Below are 21,330 nucleotides of genomic sequence, written 5' to 3'. Positions count from 1 at the left end.
AATATTCATTTCAATTTATCCGTTTGTGCCCGGGTCAGCAAATTTCGATTGATAATCTGTTCTATATAAGCTTCAAATGCGTCGCAAGTTCCGATGGTAAATCCATTTTTAAAAATCTTGAGGGTAAAATGGTCTGAAAACCAAAGGGTATAATAAATAGGGTCTTCGGAAATACGAACCAAATTTTTATAGAAATGAACGGAGGGATACCGCGGATCGTCCACGATGATTTCTTCCCCGAAACGAATCATACGCTCCCATTTGAGATTCATACGGCCCGCCTGATATGACGCATCGGAAATGTTTGACGCCCGGCGGTTTTTACGCATAAAATAGATCATCCGGTATATGTATACGGCGGCGAGCGCCAACCCGATGAAAAGGATGATATTCTCCCTCAGCGATACGGAAATCACAATAATCAGGATTGCAACGGCCAGGCCTACAATGCGCATAACGCCGCTTCCTTTTATTGGCTGACGGTCAGGGGAGCACAGCGCTCCTTCACGCATGGAAGTATGATAGCTGCCGCCGCCTTCCTCTGATACAAGATATTTGTTTTCAAAAAAAAGTTCCATCGGTGATTGAATACTCCTGAATATTTTGGCAAATAAGACAGGGAAAGCCTGCAATCGGCTTTCCCCATCCCAATGTTTTACAGCTTGCAATTTCCACAAAATAGAACGTGTTTATCTCAAGAGGGAAAGCACGTTCTGCGGCAAAGAGTTCGCCTGCGCCAGCATTGCCGTAGCGGCCTGCGCGAGGATGTTGCTCTTTGTGAACGCCGTCATTTCGGAAGCGATATCCACGTCGCGGATACGGCTCTCCGCCGCCGTCAGGTTCTCGGAAGAAACCTTCAGGTTTGCGATCTTGTGATCCAGCCTGTTCTGCATAGCACCAAGCGCTGCGCGCTGGTCGGAAACCTTGTCGATCGCCGTTCTTGTCGCCGTGATTGCTTTACCGGCCGTATCCTGCGTATAGATGGAAACGTCGTCAAGACCGAGGCCTTTGGTGTTCATCGAATCGATGGAAACGGAAAGCTGCTCGCCTTCGAGCGCGCCCACCTGGATGCGGATCGCGTCGAAGCCCGTTGCTTCAACCGGCTGGAAGCCGCTCATGACGTCCACGCGGCCCTGCACAATAAGGGCGGAACCCTTCTGCTCCGCTTCCAGCACATTGCCGGCAGCGTCTCTCAGGCCCTGGGCGATATTCGTGAAGGAATCACCCTGCTGGAATTCATACGTGTATTCCGTGCCGTTCAGCTTCACGCTGATCTGGTCGCCCGTTTTCAGCTTGACTGTGTCAAACTCGATCGTGGACTGTACCGCGGCGGCAGCCTTAAAGGAAACGCTGTTGTCGCCAACGCCGCCCACAGCTTGCGTTACAGTGAAGCCGTCGCCAGCCCCAGTTGCCGCAACCGTGATGCCTCCGGGAATACCTGCCTGCAACGCCGTTACCAGATCGGCGTTCGTCTTGGTGCTGTCCCACGCAATGCCGACGTTGCCATCCTGCGCCTGCTGTCCGGCTTCCACAAGCTCGAAGCGGCGTCCGCCGACTGTGAGCGTATCGCCGATTTTAAGGTCGGCAACATTTACATTTGCGGTCGTTACGCCGGGAACCGCCGTAACCGCCGTCTCGCCTTTTGTAGTTTCACTAACCGCATAATTATTCCCGTTCAGCTTTAAGCCGCCCATGACCGCGGACCTGTTCGGGTCTGTGACCGAGGCATCCTGCGTCAGGCGAAGACCATCCGCGCCCTGCGTCGCGAAGGTGTACGTGCTGAGGATCGGGTCGGTAGAACCGTTGAGCGCGGCAACCAAAGCCGTGCGGCTAGCGCCTGCATTTGCGCCCGCCGTGAAAGTAACCCTCGCCCCCGCGATTTCGATTTCGTAGTCGTCGCCGTTCGTGAGTGCGGTGAGGTCTGCGTCAGCGATCGTCATATCATAGACGCCCGCCGCGGCAGTAACCGCCGCTACACCTTTGGTGGTCACTTGATGCGTGATTGCGGTGTTGTTCGCCGGGTCAACAGTCTCATTGACGTTGATGCCTGCCGTCGCAGCGCTTCTCTGCGGGCCCTGATAGGAAAGGGAACCGTCAAGAATTTTCATGTTGTTGAACGTGGTCTGTTCCGCAACGTCGTTGATCTCGCGCTTCAACTGGTCGAATTCCTTGGCAAGTGCGTTCCGGTCAAGCTCCTGATTGGTGCCCGTCGCGGACTGGTTTGCCAGTTCGTTCATCCTCTGCAGCATCGTGTGCGTTTCCTGCAGCGCGCCTTCAGCCGTTTGTACCAGCGAAATCGCATCCTGCGAATTCTTGGTGGCCATGTTCAGGCCGCGGATTTGGCTGCGCATTTTTTCGGAAATCGCGAGACCGGCGGCATCATCGCCCGCACGGTTGATTTTGTAGCCGGACGAAAGCTTTTCAGCGCTCTTGGCTACGTTATCGTTGTTGATTGTGTACTGGCGATGTGTGTTCAGCGCCATAATGTTGTTTTGAATTCTCATAATAAATACCTCCATGTATTTGTTTGATTTACCCGGTCGGCAGAATTCAATTACCGGCAGGGCATCAGGTTCGTTTTGACTGCATTCTATGCACGAACCCTTTGAAAAGCAAAACAGCCTCCCTGTTTCATCCAGGTGACGTCCCCCGGATAAAACGAGAAAACATAATTTGTTTCTCTAAACATTCTTTCGGATAAACTGCAGAAAACTTTAATGTTTTAATGGAAATATTTATTTAAAAGAAATATTTTTCAAAACATTAAAGTTTGCGGGCAAAATGTACGATATATATAAATAAGATAAAATTAGCAGGACGACTTGTCGCAGGAATCGATGAAAGGAGACGGTATCATGGCCGGAAGTGGATATAATTTGAATGGGATTGGGAACGTGGGCCTTTATGCGTCCAACCTTGTCAGGACGTATATGAATTCTGTAAAGCCGGGAAGCGGAATTGGAAAGGCTGACAATTCTTTTGCATCCGTTAAAAGCAATACGGTCAGGAACAACGCGGCGTTTACCAGCCAAAACGTATCGAACCTGCAAATGCTGAAGGCGGCGGCGAGCGCACTGAATTCAACGGCGCGCGGCCTCGGGTCTTACGCAACGGAAAGCGAGCTTGTTGCGGCGGCCCAAAATTTCGCATCCGCATATAACAAAACGATTTCCCATCTTACCTCCGGCACGGCGGATGGAGCCGGGGTAGAAAAGGCGCTTAACCTGGTTGCAGACAACCGCATGACCGGGCTTTCCATAGGGAATTACGGGTCGTATACGGCGAACCGGGCGGCTGTGATGGGCGTCTCGATTGACCAGGATGGAAAAATGCAGGTTGATGCGAAAAAACTCACGGACGCCGCACAAAAAAGTCCGGCCTCCGTAAAATCCATATTGACGGGGCGGGGAAGCATCCCTGAAATCGTTCATGAAAATGCCGAACAAGCGATGAGAATTCCCGCCGCCACCTATACGGATTTCAGCAAAATGCAGGTTTCTGACAGCCTGATTGATGCATTGCTCCCCAACAGTGGATTTTTGTTTGATTTTGCTGTCTAGAAAAGAAGCATGCAGCATAAATTTATATCGCTTTTTGAGTGAAAGGGAAGGGACTAAAATATATTTTGGTCTTTTCTTTATTTTTAAACGGAGAAAAATTTAATTGTTTTTACCGAATTTTAATGCACTTTTTAATTCTACTGGATTTCAAAAGTATTATGCTATATTTCGTGGCATAAAAAAGTTCGTAATATTTTTTATATTACGAAATACCCTGGGACGGCCCTCTTTTGCCACAGATATCGTAGCAAAAGATTCTAGACATGTCAAGTATTATATAGTCGCAGATGCGTTTTTTATAGCAAAAGTACAGTTAAAACGGCCTTTCTGATTTAAGCCGTCGGAAAGGCCGTCATTTTGTGGAAAATAACAAAGGAGAAATGACATTTATGACAAAACGTGGAGAAAATATTTATTTAAGAAAGGACGGACGCTGGGAGGGCCGATATGTCAAAGGGAAGCGCCCTGACGGCACAACAAAATTCGGATATGTTTATGGCCAGAAGTATACGGATGTAAAAAATGCGCTCTGCATATTGAAAGCCAAGATGCAGCAGTCCAACATCCCTGCATCCGGGCTGTGGACATTTTATGTTTGGGCGGAATATTGGCTTGACGCCATAGCAAAGCCTGATATTAAGGAATCGACCTATGAAAGCTACAGAAACCAGATTGATCTTCACCTGAAACCATATTTTGGCGAGACACCTTTGGCAGCAATTGATCATGATACGATCAACCGATTTATATCCCATCTGAAAGAGTATCTGGCTGGCAGTACCGTTTGCGGAGTTTACCGTTTGTTGAAATCAATCCTCTTAAGCGCGATAAGAAAGAAGATGATGCCCCCAATTGCTTTCGACCAGATAAAGAAACCTAAAGACAAGGGAAAGAGTCCCCGCGTTCTTACACGGCTTGAACAAAACAAACTCGAAAAGGAAATTTTCAAGCTGGGGTACGACGAGTTCCTTCTGGGACTCTACGCAGGCCTTCGCTTGGGTGAAATTTGTGCGCTTCAATGGCATGACGTTGATTTTGAAAATGCTACAATGCACATTGACCATTCCGTCAAGCGGATCAAAATTCATACTTCAGCAGGTCTTACAAAGACAAGGCTTATTGTCAGCGAGACGAAATCCGAATCGTCCAACCGCGAAATACCAATTTCACCTTTTCTGATGCAGAGGCTGAAGATGCGCCACGAGGATACCGACGATACGGACGGATTCGTTTTTCCCGGGAGAAACGGATACGCTTCCGATCCCCGTACATTGCAAAAACGGTTGTCACGCCTTGTCGAAAAAGCCGGTCTTAATGGCGTTCATATGCATACGCTGCGGCATTCCTTTGCCACGCGTTGCCTGGAAGAGAGTATTGGAATCGAAACCCTGTGTGATTTTTTGGGGCATAGCTCACCCGAAATCACATGGAGGTATTACGCACATTGCACTTTGGAGCATAAGGCGGAGGCAATCAGCCGCCTGCAGCCGATCGGGAAACCCAAAAGCGTTGCGCCGTCAAAGAGCCGTCACCGGCGCGGAACGAAAAGCATGGCGTTATGGTAATGGAAAATATTTCGTAATATAAAAAATATTACGAATTTGAAGGTATAAGTGACGTTTTTGAACGGCTTTGAAATATACGCGAATGTAAGTGGGAATATCCGTATCCCAAAGAAAGGCGTTATGCCGTTTTTTATGTTGTGTAGTAGCAGGATAGTGATAAATGTACACATATTATATCATAACCGCCGCTGCGACGGAAAAAACTTATATTTCCGGGGAACAAGGCGGCATGGGTAATGCATAGAGGGGATATACACATAAAAAGGAAGCGGGTATGGAACGGGTATGGAAATAAGTGAAATTGACTTAGATATGCTAAAAGAAGTTGCCAATATAGGCGCGGGAAACGCGGCTTCCGCCCTTTCCGAAATGACGGGGCAGGCAATCGACATCAGCGTTCCGAAATGTGAAATGATCAGCTATGCGGAAATCGCAGAGCGAATGGGCGGGGCGGATAATGTAATTTTGGGAATGCTCGTTCAGATGAGCGGCGATATAGACGGTTATATTTTGCTTGCACAGGAGCTTGAAGACGCGCGCAATACGCTCCGCATCCTGCTGGGGCAGGAAATTCCGCAGCAGGACTTTGAGGTGCCGGATTACGAGGCAATGCGCGAAGTATGCAATATTATGGTCAGCACCTATCTCTCGGCAATTGCGTCAATGATGCAGCTTACGATCATGCCGAGCGTACCTGAAATGACAATCGATATGGCTATGGCGATTATGAACGTTCCGGTTCTTGTCTATGGAGAGCTGGAATCGGTTCTTTTTTTGCGCACGGAATTTGGGGGAGACGCCAAGAGCATTAAAGGCAATTTCTTTATGATGCCCACGCTTGAGTCTCTTGAGACTTTAAAGAAAGCACTGACGGGAAGCTTATGAAAACGGTAATCATCGGAATGGCAGAGCTTGCCGTCGTGAAAGCGCCGCAGCATGTTGCCACGCTGGGACTGGGCTCGTGTATCGGAGTTGTACTTTACGACAAAATTAACAAAATTGGCGGCATGGTCCATATTGTTATGCCGGACAGCGGAAAAAAGTCGAATGTAATACGGGCCAAATATGCCGATACCGGCGTGGATGAATTGCTGTCACAAATGGTCAGGGCAGGAGCAAACCCCAGGGCCCTTACCGCCAAGCTTGCCGGAGGTGCACATATGTTTGGCGGCCTTGGGAAAAGCGACGCCCTGAAGGTTGGGGACAGGAACGCATTCAACAGTAAGATGGCGGTACTGCGCCTCAGGATTCCAATTATTGCGGAAGATATGGGTGGCAGCTATGGCAGGACGATTGAACTTGATCCGGAGAATGGATCGCTCATGGTCAAGACTGTGGGCAAAGGAGTTAAGACAATATAGAAGCCGGACCTTTAAGTTTTGAAATGACTGAAATCCGGAAAGATCGAAAGACAGGATAGATTTAGGAGGAAAAACATGAAAAAAGTTTTGGTTGTAGACGACGCCGCATTTATGAGACTCACAATTAAAAACATGCTCTCCAAGAACGGCTTTGAAGTTGTGGGAGAAGCCGAAAACGGCGCGCAGGCAATCCAGAAATGTACGGAGCTCGCCCCCGACATCGTGACGCTGGATATTACGATGCCGGAGATGTCGGGGATCGACGCCTTAAGGGAAATTATGAAGGCCAGGCCCCAGACAAATGTTGTCATGGTTTCCGCCCTTGGACAGGAGGGAATGGTCAAGGAGGCCGTTATGCTCGGGGCAAAAGGATTTGTTGTGAAACCCTTCAAGGAAGACATCATCGTAGCCGCGCTCAGTAAATTTAAGTAATGGTTTAAAACCGGTGCTTGCAGCTGTGAGATTATTCAGGACAGGAGAGAAACGCAAATGAGCGAAATGGATTCAATGGTCTCGATGTATGTGCTTGAGAACAGCCAACTGCTGGAACAGCTTGAAGAACTGCTGTTGGGCGGCGAAAAAAACGAAGGGCTATCCAAAGAACAGATCGATGAAACCTTTCGTGTGATGCATACCATCAAGGGCTCGTCAGCCATGATGGAATATAACGATGTGGCAACGCTTGCACATGCCGTGGAGGACCTGTTTTCCAAGATACGTGAGACGAATCCTCCTGAATCGGAGTGGGAGCGTATTTTTGATATTGTTTTGGAGTCAATCGATTTTTTCAAGGAAGAAATCGAAAAAATCCAGGATGGCAACGCGCCGGACGGCGATCCCCAAAAGCTTTGCTCGGAGCTTGCGGAGCTGAGGAAACGGCTGGAAGGCGAGGAAGGGATTGGCGAACCTGCAACCCCAGCACAAGATGATGATGCGAAGCAGGCGCAGGGGCTGAATGACATTGCCCGTTCATTGCTTGGGAATCTGAAAGCGTTGCCGGGAGACAAAAAATTCTGGGCAAAAATTTTATTTGAAAAAGGCTGCCAAATGGAAACGATCCGCGCGGACAGCATAAAAATGTCTATTAAGGACCTGTATTCCAGTATCCTGACGTGGCCGGAAGACCTCGAGACGGAGCATGACGCCGAAATTGCGGAAAATGGATTTTGGATGGCGTTTTCGACGCCGGAAGAATATGAAGAAATCATCAAACAAAAAGTGGAAGAAACCATGCTGGTGGAAAGCGTATTGTTTGGCGAGGAAGATGAAGCTGCCGCGCCTGCAGCAACGGCGGACTTAAAACAGCAGGAAGCGGAGAAGGAACCGGCCGACGAATGCGGGGAAGACGCCGCGCAGAAGGAACCCGCGCCCCAAAAAGAACCTTCCGGCGATAATAAGGGAAAGAAAAAACAGGGAAAAGAAGATAAAACCGTCAAACAGAGCTTTATCAGCGTAAATGTCAACAAGATCGATAAGCTGATGAACCTTGTTGGTGAGATCGTGACAACCGAATCGATGGTGACCAAAAATTCGGACCTTGCGGATTTGCATTTGGAAAACTTTGAAAAACAGGCGCGCCAGCTGAGGAAGCTGACGGACGAATTGCAGGACATTGTGATGTCGATTCGCATGGTGCCGGTGGCAGCAACCTTCCATAAAATGCAGCGGATCGTGCGCGATATCGGGAAAAAGACGAATAAGGAAGCCGAACTTGTGATTATTGGGGAGGATACGGAGGTCGATAAAAACATTATCGATAACCTTTCCGACCCTTTAATGCACCTGATCCGCAATGCAATGGATCATGGCATCGAGACCCCCGAAGAGCGGAGCGCGGCAGGCAAGGACCCGAGGGGGAAGATCACACTCGAGGCAAACAGCACAAGCGGCGATATTATTGTCCGTGTCATGGATGACGGTATAGGAATGGACCGCGCAAAAATTATTCAGAAGGCCTATGAAAAGGGACTCACTTCCAAGCCGGAGAACGAAATTACGGATAAGGAGGCGTACGGGTTTACGCTGCTCCCCGGATTTTCGACAAATGACGCCGTGACGGAATACTCGGGCCGCGGCGTTGGTATGGACGTCGTACATAAAAACCTTGAAAAAATCGGAGGGAGTATTACCGTTGACAGCGAGCATGGGAAAGGCACCACCATTACCATGCATATTCCGCTCACCCTTGCAATCATGGATGGGATGAAAGTGACGGTAGGAAAATCGACCTATATCATTCCGACGCTTGCGATCCGTGAATCCCTCGAGCCCCGCCTTCATGAGATCGTTACGGAGCCGAATGGAAACGAAATGATTATCATACGCGGGGTATGCTACCCGATTGTACGGCTGCATAAAGTGTTTCATGTACAAGGCAGCGAGGACGACCTGAAAAGGGGAATTATGGTTTTGGTAGACAGCGAAGTTGGGGAAGCATGTTTGTTTGCGGACAAACTCCTCGGAGAACAGCAGGCGGTTGTGAAACCCATGCCCCTTTACGTAAGCAAAACCATTAAGAGGATCAAGGGGATCAGCGGATGCACCATCATGGGGGACGGTGAAATTGCCTTGATACTGGACATTAATAATCTTTTGGCATAAAAAGGAAAACAAATACGCTGCGAGGAGGAATGCCCTTTGGAAGAAAAAAATTCGGCATTGGAAAGCGGGCAGGGCGAATTGGAAAAATATCTGACGTTTTTCATAAACGGTCAATGCTGTGGGCTGCCGATTTCATTGGTTATGGAAATCATCGGGGTACAAAAAATAGCGGAAGTTCCCGAATTTCCCATTTATGCGAAAGGAATCATTAACCTGCGGGGCCTTATCGTGCCGCTCATTGACCTGAATTTACGCGTAGGATATGAGGAGCAGGAATATACGAGCAAAACCTGTGTTATTGTCGTGAACGTTGAAGGGATCGAAATAGGCCTGATCGTAGACGCAGTGGATGAAGTGCTTGACATTAACTACGCGGATATCAATCCGCCTCCCCAAAGCGCATCCGGCGAAGCGGACCGGTTTGTAAGCGGGGTGGCCGTTCAGCCGGAGAAGCTGATCCTGCTGATGTCCTGTGAAAAAATTATTGGCGACGATGTATTTGAGCATTAATAACGATTGCGAATAAATAAAGAGTGAACTTTGGGAGGAGCTTGAAATGTTAAAGAAGATGAAAGTTGGAACGCGGATACTGTTTGGTTTCCTGATTGCCATCATACTCACGGTCGCGCTGGGGCTGGTATCCATATTTGGCTTCAACACAATGAGCGGCGAACTCAACGGCTTATATAACCAGCCGTATGCGGCGGCTGAGCAAATGGCCGTCATTGAAACAAATGTGGAGAAGGTCACGCGCGACTTATACCAAATGACGCTTTCCACATCTCAGGAACAAATTGATGAAACGAAAGACAAGGTTCAGCAACGCAACGACGAGATTGTGACGGCTGCTGCCGAATTGAAAAAAATTTATCCGTCCTATTCGGATTCAATCGGGGAATTTGAAGCAATTATTGCAAGCGGTACCCCCATTCTGGAAAAGGTCATGGGGTCCGTAACAGCCGGAACAGACGACACGGCGGTCGTGGGGCCAATGCTGGAAAATGAATTTACGCCACTGCTTGACCAGGCGCTCGAGAAAATCACCACGATGAAGGAGAACGCCCAGGCGGAAGCGGATAAATTTATGGCGGATGCGGAAACGACTTCCCGAAACCAATTTATTTTGATTATTGCCTTACTGGCGGCAGAGATTATCGTAGCGATGGTACTGGCGGTGAAGATCACCAGGAGCGTGAGGAAGCCCGTGTCGGAATGCGTGGATGCGACAACGCAGATTGCGCAGGGGAACCTGGAGATCAGCGTTGCATATGAAGCGCCCGATGAGCTCGGGATGCTTGCGGGAAATGTGCGCTCCATGGTTGGCACCCTTAAAAATTACATCGGTGAAATTTCAAACGTGCTGCATGAAATTTCGAATGGAAACCTCGATGTGGAATCGAAGGAAAACTATATGGGCAATTTCCAACTGATCGGATCGTCGATGGATAAAATTATTTCTTCGCTGAATTCGACGTTTGAAAGCATGGATCAATCCGCCGGGCAGGTGGCGATCGGTTCAAACGAAGTATCGAGGGGCGCGCAGGCGCTGGCGCAGGGAGCAACGGAACAGTCCAGTTCCGTGCAGGAGTTGTCCGCATCCATCGCACAGGTGAACGACCAAATCCAGCAGAACGCAGAGAGCGTAAAGCAGACAAAGGACCTGATCGGCACGACAGCGGGACTTGTGGAAACCTGCAACGGTCACATGAGCGATATGCTGGAATCCATGAACGATATCAACCAAAGCTCCCAGGAAATCTCCAAAATTATCAAGGTGATCGACGACATTTCCTTCCAGACAAATATTCTTGCGCTCAATGCGGCGGTTGAAGCTGCGCGTGCCGGTACGGCAGGCCAGGGCTTTGCGGTTGTCGCCGATGAGGTGCGAAACCTTGCGACTAAGAGCGCAGAGGCTGCAAAAGAAACCTCGGCGTTGATTGAAGGTTCTCTCCAAAAGGTTGAAATCGGGAACAATAAGGCAGTGGAGACTGCCAACGTATTGAAGTCGGTTGTGGAGAATGCGGAAAAAATCAATGTGTTGATTGGAGAGATTGGCGTTTCTTCCGATGCGCAGGCGCGCTCCGTAGCGGAAATCAACCAAGGCGTAGAGCAGATTTCAATGGTAGTGCAGACCAACTCCGCAACGGCAGAGGAAAGCGCTGCGGCAAGCGAAGAGCTGTCGGGGCAGGCGGATATGATGAAGCAATTGGTTGGGCGCTTCCAGCTTAAGAGCCGGGATGAAAGCACAATCAATATGGATTATGATCCGGAAAGCGGGATTGGCGGCGCAGACCAGTTTGAATTGGGCGGGGATAAATATTAATTTTACCTATCCGTTAAGCACAAAAACAGGAAGCATGCAGGGACCGGAACGGCTTCCGGTCCCTGCAAACCCATGAAGAACCGCGAAGGCGATAAAAGGAGTGATCCTCTCTGGCGCAGGTAAACATCGCAGATGCTGGCAAAAAAGCTTTAACAGCATGGAAAAATACAAAAAAATCACAAAAAGCACTGATTATTGCGGTGGTTATTCTGACGATTATAGCGCTTAGTGTTGTTTTAAACATGGCGAATCAGGTAGAATATGCCGCTTTGTTCAGCGGTCTTTCCGACGAAGAAGCCGGTAACATCATTACTGCGCTGAATGAAGAGGGCGTGGAAGTGAAATCCGCACCGAACGGAACGCTTTTGGTGCCCAAGGACAAGGTGGATGAGCTGCGTTATACGCTTCAATCCGAGGGACTGCCGGGAAGCGACAATTTTGATTATACGCTCTATTCGGAAAATGCGGGCAGCTTTGGCGCAACCGATAAGGACAAAGCGTATTATGAACAAGCGCAATTGCAGCAAAATATCGCCCAGACCATCAATAAGCTTGGAAAGATTAAAAACAGCACCGTACTGCTCGCTCTGGCGAAAGACAGTCCTTATGTTTTATCGGGTGATGACGAAAAGGTGTCGAGCGCGTCCGTAATGGTGACGCTGAAATCGTCGGGCGACCAGCTTTCGCAGAGCGATGTGGATGCAATCCGTGCGATTGTATCGAAAGCGGTCCCGGCGCTCACAGAGGATAATATTTCGATTGTCGACCAGAATATGCACCTGTATGGAACCGCTTCGGAGGGAAGCGGCGGAACAACACAGGTGGACGCACAGATTCAGCTGCAGAAAAAGGTCTCCAGCGAATTGGAGCAGCAGGTATTAAACCTGCTCTCTCCTGTGTTCGGGCCGGAAAACCTGACTGCGAGCGTAAACGTTATTCTTGATTTTGATAAGAATACGACGAATTCCCTGACGCTTTCGCCGCCGACAAACGATGCGGAGAACATGGGAATTATCACCAGCATGAAGCAGACGACGGAGCGTCTCCAGAACGCGGGAACGACGCCGGAAGGGGAGCCGGGCGTGGACCCCAACGGCGGGGCGCCGACGTATCAGGAAATTGACGCGGCTGCCCAGGACAGCACTTATTATAATACTGTGACCGAAGTTAATGCTGAAGTCAACGAGATCAACCAGCAAATTGAGGAAGCCCAGGGAGATATTTCCGACCTGTCCGCAACATTGATTATTAACGGGGACGACAGCCTGACGGATTTATTGCCTGAGGTGCGCCAGCAGATCGCCACGGCGATTGGCGTACCGGAAGATAAAATAACAGTTTCCGCAATGCCGTTTGAAGAAAATACGCTGTATGCGCAGGCGATGGAGGAGCAGGCAAAGGAAATGGAAGCGCAGCGCACCAGTGACATGATTAAAAATGTCGTTGTTCCCCTGGCAATCATTGCCGGAATCATGGTTATGCTGCTGATAATCCTGCGGGAAATCAAAAAGAAGCGCGAAAGCGATTTGGAACAGGAACGTATGGCGAATTGGACCGAAATGCAGCAGCAAGAACAGGAAGAACAGCCAAGCGTTGACGTTGTGGCGGATGAAGAATTGAATGTGGAAGAACTGCTGCAGGAGAAAAACGATAATATGGTGAGCCAGGTGCGCCAGCTTGTCGACAGGGACCCGGATGCAATCGCCCAATTATTGCGTAATTGGCTTTCTGACGATATCGGAGGGAGATAACGGTGGTTGAGAATCTTTTGCCGAAGGAAAAGGCCGCAATTTTAATGGTGGTGCTTGGAAAAGACATCTCCTCAAAAATTTATAAGCACCTGACGGAGGATGAAATTGAGCAATTGACACTCGGCATCACCGGGCTCAGATCATTTGACAAGGAGACGCGGGATGCGGTAGTCGGGGAATTTTACGATTTGTGTGTCGCACAGAAATACATCTCGGAAGGCGGTATCGATTACGCGCGGGATGTGCTTGTCAAGGCGGTTGGGGACGACAAAGCGGACGAGTTGATCGGAAAGCTGTCTGCAGCCTTACAGGTGCGTCCGTTTGATTTTGTGCGCAAGGCAGATACCGCACAGATCAGTAACCTGATCCAAAACGAACATCCGCAGACGATTGCGCTGATTTTATCTTACCTCAAGCCGGAACAGGCGGCGGGCATCCTCTCTACACTGCCGGAAGAGCTCCAGGCAAAAGTAGTGGAGCGCGTCGCCGACATGGGCGTTGTTTCCATGGAATATATCCGCGAAGCGGAACGGATTCTGGAATATAAAATCAGCAGTATGGGGCAGGAGGAAAGTACGACGGTCGGCGGCGTCGACATGGTTGTTGAGATGCTTGCCGCAACGGACCGGAACACGGAAAAGCACATTATGGACACCGTTGAGGAAGACAATCCTGATTTGGCGGACGAGATACATAAACGTATGTTCGTATTTGAGGATATTGTAAAGCTGGGTAATGCCGACCTGCAGAAGGTATTAAAAGAAATCGATAATGACATTCTCACAATTGCACTCAAGGGAGCGGCAGAAGAAATTGCGGAGAAAATTTATGCAAATATCAGTAAGCGCCTGCATGACCTGATTGTTGAGAATATGGAATATATGGGACCTGTCCGCGTCCGCGATGTGGAACAGGCCCAGCAGACGATTGTAAACGTGATTCGCAAGCTGGAGGATGCGGGTGAAATTGAAATTTCCAGAGGAGGCGCAGAGGATGAACTCATTGTTTAGAATCGATCGGAATTCCATCGGCAATGACGAACTCGAATCGGCGGGAGTGGTTGTGATCCCTGGTTTTCATGAGTTGGCGAAAGAGCAGGAGACGGAAACCGAAGCGCCGCGAACGGAGGAAGAAGCGCGCGTGGAGCAGCCAATCGACCTGAAAAAGAAGGAGCTGCTCCAAATGGAGCAAAAGATCGAGGAAGCGAAAGCGCGCGCCGGGAAGCTCATTGCAGATGCGGAAAGCAAAGCGGAAGCAACGCTGAAACAGGCTGAGCACGACGGGTATGCGGAAGGCCTCAGGAGGGCGGAGGATGAACTGAAAAAAGAAATCGAACAGGAACGGCTGGAATTGGGCGAATTAAAGAAAAAACTCGTGGCAGCAAGGGATGAAATGCTCAGGGAAATGGAAACCAGCGTCCTCGACCTGTCGCTGTGTGTTTCAGAAAAAGTTGTCCGGGAAACGCTTGACCGCAACGATAAAGTATTCCTGAATATTGTCCGGGATATGCTTTCAAAAGTAAAAGAGCAAAGCGATATTGTGTTGAAGGTAAGCCAAAAAGAATACGAACGTTTTTTTGCCGACGATAAAGATGAATTCACCGCGTTGCTCAAAAGCTCCGGAATTCAGGTAAAACAGGACCTGGCGGTAGAACACGGGGAATGCGTAATCGAAACGGGGTTCGGCGCGCTTCGATCAGGGATTGGCATGCAGCATAGGCGCATAGCCGAAGCATTGTATGAGGCGGATGGAGCATGAGCCTTAAAAACAGGGTTTCAAAATACAAAACAATCCTTGAAAACGGGCAGTTTATGGAAATGAGCGGAACCGTTAAAAACGTTGTAGGGATTACGATAGAGTCAAGGGGCCCGATGGTCAAAATGGGCGATATTTGTAAGATATATCCCCATGTGGAGGGAACCCCCGTATTGGCAGAGGTTGTGGGCTTTCGGGACCAGAGCGTGCTGCTGATGCCGTTTGGTAATGTAACGGGCATCGGCGCGGGCAACAAGGTAATGGCCACGGGGGAAGAATATAAGGTAAGCGTTGGGAATGGACTTAGGGGGCGAATCCTCGACGCGCTTGGAAGGCCCATGGACGACGGAGGGGCGATCGAACCGGAGGCGTATTATCCGATTGAAAACGAGCCGCCCAACCCGCTGGAAAGGACGCGCATCAAAGAAGCGCTCCCGCTGGGTATCCGGGCAATCGACGGATTGCTCACCATTGGAAAAGGGCAAAGGATTGGTATTTTTGCCGGCAGCGGCGTTGGCAAGAGCACGCTTCTTGGGATGATTGCACGGCATGCAAGCGCCGATATCAATGTGATTACGCTGGTTGGAGAACGCGGAAGGGAAGTGCTGGATTTTATTGAAAAGGATTTGAAGGAGGAGGGACTCCGAAAATCAATCCTGGTGGTTGCGACCTCCGACCAGCCCGCCCTTTTACGGTTGAAATCAGCCATGGTTGGAACGGCCATTGCCGAGTATTTTCGCGATATGGGGTATGACGTCATGCTGATGATGGATTCGCTTACAAGGTTTGCGATGGCGCAGCGGGAAATTGGTATGACAGTGGGAGAGCCTCCCGTTTCACGGGGATTTCCCCCTTCTGTTTACTCCATGCTCCCCAAGCTTTTGGAGCGTTCGGGGACTTCCCGGAAAGGCAGCATTACGGGAATCTATACGGTGCTGGTGGAGGGCGACGACATGAACGAGCCTATTTCAGATACGGTGCGGGGAATCCTGGACGGACATTTCGTTTTGTCGCGGAAGCTGGCAAACAGCAACCAATATCCGGCAATCGATATCTTGGCCAGCGTAAGCAGATTAATGCCGGATATCGTTTCCATGGAGCATTGGAAAATGGCAAATTACGTCAGGGATATGATGATGGAATATGAAAGTGTGAAGGATTTGATTTCTATTGGCGCCTACAGGCAGGGCAGCAATGCCAAAACAGACATGGCGGTAAGCCTTCATGAGCCGATCCTCAGTATGTTGAAGCAGGATATCGGCGAGGAGGCAACGTTTGACCAGATGCTGAACATGCTGGGCGTGATTGCCAAGGATATGGGGCAGGCCGGATGAAACGGTTTCGATTTACCCTGCAAAAACTATATGACGTAAAGCAGTCTGAGGAAAAGAGACAACGGGCCCGGTTGAAAGAGCTGAATCAAAATCTTCTCAATTATTCAAACCAGCTTAAGGCGAACCGTTCCATCTTTGACGCCCAGCAAAGCATATACCGGGAAAAATGCAAGGCGGGAATGGAAATGCGCGAGGTAAGGCAGTTTGGAGATTACCTCCAATATTTGGAAAAAGAAATGCGCAGGCAGAAAAATGTTATCGCCAGCTGTGAGAAAAGTATCGGGGAATGCAGGAGCGGATTGCTTAAGCTGATTAATGAGCAGCATGTGCTGGAACGGATGCGCGAGGAGCAGTATATCGCTTATATGAAAGAAGTGCAGAAAAGCGACGATAGAATGATCGAGGACTTTATGCAGGCAAGATACTGAGAAAAACAATCTTTCAAGAAAGGAATGCGGAGAACAAACGTGGACGAAAAGCAGGCAGTTCAGCAACAAGTAAAGGCAGAAAAATCAGGACAGGCTTCCGACCGGGAAACAGCTCCGCAGAAGAAACGGATCAGCGGAAAAGCGGTGGCTGCTATTTTGATTGTTGTATTAATTGCGGGCATTGGCGTTTTTTACTATTTCAATCTCCTGGGCCTGAAGACACGTGTGATCGATTTCTTTAAGGGGCAAGACCCGGCTTACCAGACCGCAATCGAGGAATATAACGCCGAAAAGGAAGCATATGAGCAGAAGAAAAGCGAGCTTGATGCCAAGGAACAGGCCCTGCAACAAAGGGAACAGCAATTAAGTGAAAAGGAAGCGGAAGCAGCCCAGGGAGAGACGGCGACTACGGGAGGCGGAAAGTCCAAAAGCGCCAAGGCTGTCGCCCCGGTTTTTGAACAAATGGATAAAGCGGCGGCAGCCGAGATATTTGATAATACAACAAGTGATTCGTGGATCGCGGAAGTGTTGGGCGCAATCGACGAAAAAAAGGCGGCGGAAATCCTCGGGGCAATGGACCCGGCGAAAGCATCCGCAGTATCACAGTTTATGTCGTGATTTCCCCGTGTACGGAAACGTGCGCGCTGGAAATATAAAACCAGGAGAAGGGAGGTGAAAAGAATGATGAAAGTGAATAGCGTTGCGGAGATGCTGCAGATATCCGTCCCTAAAACGGACGGCGCAGAATTCGCCGGGGAATTCGCCGGGGAGATGGACAAGGCAACGGGAGCAGGCCAAGTTGAACATCCTGCAAAAAAAGATGCGGCGCAAGAACCGGAGAACAAAGCTGGTGAACAGGAGGTTTCGTTGCCGAACGATGAAAAGAAACCCGGGCTGCCAGAGGATGAAAAGCGGGAAGATGTCTCCGGGTTCGCGGAAACAATTCCGTTTATCCCTTTAAATACGGCAATGCTTCCAAACCAGGAAAGCCAGGCGGACCGTGAGCCGCAGGCTCAGGCTGGAACCGGCCCGGCTCCTCCGTTCCCGGAAACGGGACAGCAAGCCAGGACTGCAGGAATAAATTCGGCCGCGCCTGTTCCGGAATCACCGGCAGAAGAACCGGTAATTAAAACAGGCTCCACTCCGGAAGCGGTTTCTTTTGTACAGCAAGTCCTCAAGGAGGCAGATACAATGCTGGAAAAAAGCGGCAGACAGGAGGACATCGGGGCGCAGCAGCTAAAGGAGTCTTTACCGCCCGGCATACACGACGGGTCCGCTGGCGACGTACCGAAAGCGGAGACGCGGATTCCAGAAGAAACGGCCGATGGTAAAAAGCAAAGCAGGGATCATGGCGAGACTGAAGCGGGCAAGCCTGTGGCAGGAAAACAATCGCCGGTTACCGCCCCGGTCAGGAGCGATGGGAAGGTGGAATTCCAGATTTTGGGAGTACAGCCTGAGCAAATGGAGCCGCTGCAGCAGAAAGACAGTATATTTACGCGAGTGATCGAGCAAGTGAAAAGTACGGTTACCAAAGAAAAAACAGAGTTTTTTCTGCAACTGAAACCCGAGCATCTGGGCGGTTTATCGATTATGCTTTCTGCGGAAGAAAAAGGCATTGCCGCCAAGCTGATGACATCCAATCACGATGTACAGCAGATTTTGCAGAGCGATATGAACCAGCTTCAGGCCACGCTCAGGGAAAAGGGAATTAACGTCGTTCATATGGAAGTGATTTACGACCAGACTGCCAGCTCGACAACCCGGGACAACCGGGACGGAAACAGGCAGCAGGAAAACACCTTCGGCCGTGTTCAGGGAAGAACAACCGACGGTGTGGAGGATGCGGCGGCATTCTATGACAGCCTTTCGTATTACGACGTGCTTGCAGAGCAAGGAGGTTCTGTGGAATTCAGTGCTTAAATTAAAGGAAAACCGAAGAACACAGAAAGGATTTTGAGAAATGGCAACAGGAATCGTTACACCGACAACCGGAGGAATTTCATCCGCGACAGAGACAAAATCAAGGGTTCCCAAGCAGGAACTTGGAGAGGAAGAATTTTTGCAAATTCTGGCAGTACAGCTTGCCAACCAGGACCCGCTGCAGCCGATGGAGGATACGGATTTCATTGCACAGATGGCGCAATTTAATTCCTTGCAGCAAATGCAGCAGCTGAATTCTTCATTCAGCACTTCACAGGCATATTCCCTAATTGGCAAAAATGTCGTTGGAGAAGTACAGGAAGACAATGGGTCTACAGTCCAGATACTCGGAAGGGTAACCGGGGTAGTCCGCCAGGGTGGCGCCGACTATCTGCAGGTAGGCAATTATTATCTGCCGCTGGGTGCGGTTACGGAGATTTATGATACCGGAATCGATTCAAACGCAATGATTTCCCAGGCTGCGAACCTGGTTGGGAAAACCGTGGAAGCCACGGTGCCCGAAGAGACCAAGGATGCGGCGACGGGTGAGACCGTTACAAAGGATGTGAAGGTCGAGGGCGAAGTTGAGGCAATTCTGGTAAAGAACGGCGTGGTTTATGCAAAATTAAAGGATACGGACACACAGACGGGCAAGGAAGTCCCTGTATCGTATATCACCAAAATAAGCTAAGGATGGCATGGTGATAAAGCAGGAAGGTTCCACATTATTTTGCAATGACTGCAGCTATGATAATGATGGCAACAACAATTAGGCAAATTGATGAAATATCAGGAGGCGGCTCATTATGATGAGGGCACTTTTTTCGGGCGTAACAGGTCTTCGGACCCACCAGACCCGAATGGACGTAATCGGTAACAATATTTCAAACGTAAATACGCTGGGCTTCAAGAAAAGCGTAGCGAATTTTGCGGACCTGTACAGCGAGACGGTAGCGCCGGCTTCTGCGCCGACGGCAAACCAGGGCGGCGTCAATGCCCGCCAGATTGGCCTTGGCGTGACATGCAACGCAATTGTGATTAAGCACTCGCCGGGTGCGGCGCAGTATACGGGCAATGTACTTGACCTGGCAATCAGCGGCGACGGCTTCTTTACGGTGCGTACCGGAGAGGGCGAACGGTATACCCGTGCCGGAAACCTTTCGGTATCCAGCAACGGCAGTCTTGTGACGCCAAGCGGATATTTTGTGCAGGGATTCAATGCGCTCTACAGGGCAGGCGACGCAGGCAAGATATCGGGTTCGACAGGAATCAGCAACGCAGCTGCAACAGGATTTAATTCGTATACGTTCACCGCGAACAACAATGCTGTCACGACTGCCGGTTCCGGTACCTATACATTTGAGATCAATGCAAACAACAAGGTCAATATGTATAAGAACGGGATACTGATTCAGGAAGACCTCGATATTACAACGGCGGACGGCGCGACCACTGTGACGAATGCAAACGGTTTCCAGCCAAATACGAATTATAAGGTATCGACTAACCTTGGCGACATTACCTTTGCGACAAGCGCACATGCGATGAATAACCTGAAAGGATTGACCGACGCGAGCGGAACGGGCTTTGAAAACGTCACATTTACCGTAGACGATACGGCGGTTCCTACGGCGGAAAAGGGCGGATATTCTTTCAAGGTGGGCGCGGACAACGCAAGCCTTGAACTGATGAAGGACGGAACGGCGGTTGCGGGCGGACCGTTCAGCATTATCGACGATGCGACGGGCGCTGCCGTGACGGCCTTTACAGCGGGCAATACCTATACTGTAACGACCCCGCTCGGGAAGGTAACGTTTACGGCGACGGCCGATATCGATACGACGAGCTTGGCGGATTCGGCGGCACAGCTGAACGCAATCCTTGGCAACGGCTCTTTCTCCATCACAGGGCCTGTGACAGAGGGGGCAAATGGATTTGGCACCGCGATAAGCAATCTCGATACCCTGATGCAGAACGCCACGATTACGATTTCGAACAACGACGCTTTTTCAGCGGGCAATACGATTGGCGATATCGTAATCGACCAGGATGCGTATGAAAATATCACGATCAATGAAGAGGGGGCTGTGATAGGCCAGCTTAAAGCGCAGGGGACGCCGCCCGGGATTACCGGAGCGGTGGAAATGGCAAAGGGCGAAAAGGTTATCCTCGGATATTTGGCGCTTGCCAATTTCACCAATACGGAAGGGCTTGAAAAGATGGCGACCAACCTCTATGCGGCCACCGCGAACTCCGGACGGGTAACATACAACCTTGCCGGGTCGGGCGGCACCGGCGGCATTACGCCGTCTTCCCTCGAAATGTCAAATGTAGACCTCTCGGAGGAAATGGTCAATATGATTACGACGCAGAGGGGTTTCCAGGCGAATTCAAGGATTATCACTACTACCGATTCGATGCTGGAAGAGTTGATTAACCTGAAACGGTAAGGATAAGCTGCCGGAAAGGGGAGCCGGGAATGATAGAAGTATCGAAGCTTAACGGCGAGACGTGTATCGTCAACGCGGACGCAATCGACCTCATTGAAATAATTCCGGATACGGTGCTGGTTCTGGCATCCGGGAAAAAAATCCTGGTGCTGGACAGCCCGGAGGAGATTGTCGAACGGATCGTCGCCTATAAGCAGAAAATATTCCTGGGCCTCCCCGGTACGGCGGCGAGGGCAGTGGAATAGAAGCGGCGGGACTATGCAAGGTAAGAGGTGAATTTGT

The 21,330-nt window shown here is 49.9% G+C and carries 20 protein-coding genes; 18 read left to right on the top strand and 2 right to left on the bottom strand.

Annotated elements, in window-relative coordinates:
* Positions 1 to 5: 5 nt before the first annotated feature.
* Together BBD38_RS01180 and BBD38_RS15060 are read right to left on the bottom strand one after the other, a co-directional pair.
* Complete coding sequence (locus BBD38_RS01180) at positions 6 to 578, bottom strand: hypothetical protein (protein WP_066683627.1); 573 nt, start codon at positions 576 to 578, stop codon at positions 6 to 8.
* Between the two features lie 111 nt (positions 579 to 689).
* Positions 690 to 2,504 carry a flagellin N-terminal helical domain-containing protein gene (locus BBD38_RS15060; protein WP_066683626.1) on the bottom strand — a complete coding sequence of 605 codons (1,815 nt, stop codon included), beginning with the start codon at positions 2,502 to 2,504 and terminating at the stop codon, positions 690 to 692.
* Positions 2,505 to 2,855: 351 nt separating this feature from the next.
* On the opposite strand from BBD38_RS15060, the gene fliD reads away from it, so the two are divergent.
* The 18 genes from fliD to BBD38_RS01085 all read left to right on the top strand — a co-directional run bounded on the left by fliD (position 2,856) and on the right by BBD38_RS01085 (position 21,293).
* Positions 2,856 to 3,560 (top strand): flagellar filament capping protein FliD, encoded by a 705-nt coding sequence (fliD, locus tag BBD38_RS01170; RefSeq protein WP_066683625.1) that lies wholly within the window; start codon positions 2,856 to 2,858, stop codon positions 3,558 to 3,560.
* Positions 3,561 to 3,919: 359 nt separating this feature from the next.
* On the top strand, positions 3,920 to 5,125 hold the full coding sequence (locus BBD38_RS01165; RefSeq protein ID WP_082989386.1) for a tyrosine-type recombinase/integrase: 1,206 nt from the start codon (positions 3,920 to 3,922) through the stop codon (positions 5,123 to 5,125).
* Positions 5,126 to 5,410: 285 nt separating this feature from the next.
* Entirely contained in the window at positions 5,411 to 6,010 is a 600-nt protein-coding gene (locus tag BBD38_RS01160) for a chemotaxis protein CheC (RefSeq protein WP_066683623.1), read from the top strand.
* Positions 6,007 to 6,486, top strand: a complete 480-nt coding sequence (locus tag BBD38_RS01155) for a chemotaxis protein CheD (RefSeq protein WP_066683619.1) — start codon at positions 6,007 to 6,009, stop codon at positions 6,484 to 6,486. The genes BBD38_RS01160 and BBD38_RS01155 overlap by 4 nt, the downstream gene beginning before the upstream one ends.
* A gap of 75 nt (positions 6,487 to 6,561) precedes the next feature.
* Positions 6,562 to 6,918 carry a response regulator gene (locus tag BBD38_RS01150; RefSeq protein ID WP_066683618.1) on the top strand — a complete coding sequence of 119 codons (357 nt, stop codon included), beginning with the start codon at positions 6,562 to 6,564 and terminating at the stop codon, positions 6,916 to 6,918.
* 57 nt (positions 6,919 to 6,975) lie between these two features.
* The gene (locus tag BBD38_RS01145) at positions 6,976 to 9,087 is read left to right on the top strand and encodes a chemotaxis protein CheA (protein WP_066683616.1); all 2,112 of its coding nucleotides are present in this window, start codon (positions 6,976 to 6,978) and stop codon (positions 9,085 to 9,087) included.
* 36 nt (positions 9,088 to 9,123) lie between these two features.
* Positions 9,124 to 9,597, top strand: coding sequence for a chemotaxis protein CheW (locus tag BBD38_RS01140; protein ID WP_066683614.1), 474 nt, complete (start codon positions 9,124 to 9,126; stop codon positions 9,595 to 9,597).
* A 46-nt stretch (positions 9,598 to 9,643) separates the two neighbouring features.
* On the top strand, positions 9,644 to 11,410 hold the full coding sequence (locus BBD38_RS01135) for a methyl-accepting chemotaxis protein (RefSeq protein ID WP_066683612.1): 1,767 nt from the start codon (positions 9,644 to 9,646) through the stop codon (positions 11,408 to 11,410).
* Positions 11,411 to 11,520: 110 nt separating this feature from the next.
* Positions 11,521 to 13,161 carry a flagellar basal-body MS-ring/collar protein FliF gene (fliF, locus tag BBD38_RS01130; protein WP_082989384.1) on the top strand — a complete coding sequence of 547 codons (1,641 nt, stop codon included), beginning with the start codon at positions 11,521 to 11,523 and terminating at the stop codon, positions 13,159 to 13,161.
* Positions 13,162 to 13,163: 2 nt separating this feature from the next.
* Positions 13,164 to 14,171, top strand: coding sequence for a flagellar motor switch protein FliG (gene fliG / locus BBD38_RS01125; RefSeq protein WP_082989383.1), 1,008 nt, complete (start codon positions 13,164 to 13,166; stop codon positions 14,169 to 14,171).
* Complete coding sequence (locus tag BBD38_RS01120) at positions 14,155 to 14,919, top strand: FliH/SctL family protein (protein ID WP_066683610.1); 765 nt, start codon at positions 14,155 to 14,157, stop codon at positions 14,917 to 14,919. The genes fliG and BBD38_RS01120 overlap by 17 nt, the downstream gene beginning before the upstream one ends.
* Positions 14,916 to 16,250: a flagellar protein export ATPase FliI gene (fliI, locus tag BBD38_RS01115; protein WP_066683609.1), complete on the top strand. Its 1,335-nt coding sequence runs from the start codon at positions 14,916 to 14,918 to the stop codon at positions 16,248 to 16,250. Before BBD38_RS01120 ends, fliI begins: the two co-directional genes overlap by 4 nt.
* A complete protein-coding gene (gene fliJ, locus BBD38_RS01110; RefSeq protein WP_147568033.1) occupies positions 16,247 to 16,678 on the top strand; it encodes a flagellar export protein FliJ in 432 nt (143 codons plus the stop codon). Before fliI ends, fliJ begins: the two co-directional genes overlap by 4 nt.
* Before the next feature lie 39 nt (positions 16,679 to 16,717).
* Entirely contained in the window at positions 16,718 to 17,296 is a 579-nt protein-coding gene (locus BBD38_RS01105; protein WP_066683607.1) for a hypothetical protein, read from the top strand.
* 63 nt (positions 17,297 to 17,359) lie between these two features.
* A complete protein-coding gene (locus BBD38_RS01100; protein WP_066683605.1) occupies positions 17,360 to 18,598 on the top strand; it encodes a flagellar hook-length control protein FliK in 1,239 nt (412 codons plus the stop codon).
* Positions 18,599 to 18,638: 40 nt separating this feature from the next.
* Complete coding sequence (locus BBD38_RS01095; RefSeq protein ID WP_066683603.1) at positions 18,639 to 19,289, top strand: flagellar hook capping FlgD N-terminal domain-containing protein; 651 nt, start codon at positions 18,639 to 18,641, stop codon at positions 19,287 to 19,289.
* A 115-nt stretch (positions 19,290 to 19,404) separates the two neighbouring features.
* Positions 19,405 to 21,048 carry a flagellar hook protein FlgE gene (locus BBD38_RS15055; RefSeq protein WP_066683601.1) on the top strand — a complete coding sequence of 548 codons (1,644 nt, stop codon included), beginning with the start codon at positions 19,405 to 19,407 and terminating at the stop codon, positions 21,046 to 21,048.
* A 29-nt stretch (positions 21,049 to 21,077) separates the two neighbouring features.
* Positions 21,078 to 21,293, top strand: a complete 216-nt coding sequence (locus BBD38_RS01085) for a flagellar FlbD family protein (protein ID WP_066683599.1) — start codon at positions 21,078 to 21,080, stop codon at positions 21,291 to 21,293.
* The last annotated feature ends 37 nt before the right edge of the window (positions 21,294 to 21,330 follow it).

Origin of the sequence: Christensenella intestinihominis, assembly GCF_001678845.1 — a bacterium.
Classification (GTDB): domain Bacteria; phylum Bacillota; class Clostridia; order Christensenellales; family Christensenellaceae; genus Christensenella; species Christensenella intestinihominis.
This window is presented reverse-complemented; position numbering and strand designations above follow the sequence as displayed.